Source organism: Streptomyces poriferorum (assembly GCF_019399235.1).
Lineage (GTDB): Bacteria > Actinomycetota > Actinomycetes > Streptomycetales > Streptomycetaceae > Streptomyces > Streptomyces poriferorum.
The window spans coordinates 1-561 of the sequence record NZ_JAELVH010000620.1 but is presented as its reverse complement, the minus strand read 5'-3'; the positions used below and the strand labels follow the sequence as shown (position 1 = coordinate 561).

General features: G+C 67.6%; 1 protein-coding gene. It reads right to left on the bottom strand.

From position 1 onward, the window contains the following. Positions 1 to 425 (bottom strand): sugar ABC transporter substrate-binding protein (locus tag JGS39_RS40085; RefSeq protein WP_219574664.1); only part of this gene is annotated, 425 nt, incomplete at its 3' end. Positions 426 to 561: the final 136 nt, after the last annotated feature.

Below are 561 nucleotides of genomic sequence, written 5' to 3'. Positions count from 1 at the left end.
AGGTCGACGACGGCGGCGCCCAGGATGTCGGAGAGGTCGTCGGTGGCGACCGAGGTGAGATAGATCGGGATGCCCGCGTTCTTCGCCTTGGTGATGTCTCCTTCGAGGGCGTCGACGTTGACGGTCTGCACGATCAGCGCGCTGACGTTGCGGGCGATCATGTCCTCGATGTTGGACAGTTCGGTGCCCGCGTCCTGCTTGGAGTTGGCGGAGTACAGCTTCGCCCCCTTCACCTCGGCCGTCTGCTCGACCGCCTTGAGCAGACAGGTGTGGAAGTGGGTGTTGGCGCCGTTGACGAATCCCAGCGAGGTGGCGCCGTCACCGGATCCGCCGTCGGCTTTCTCGGAGCATCCGGAGAGGAGGAGCGCGGCGACGCCGGCGAGCGAGACCGCGAGGACGCGGCGGGAACGGGTGGTCGAAGACATGGAGGTGGGACCTTTCCTGCGACATTGACGGGAAGGGCGTGGGGGGGGCAGCGGGCAGGGCGTGGGTCAGTGACCCGGCCCGGACCTGCGGTTGAACTCGTTGACGACGGCGGCGACGAGGAGCACCGCACCGGTG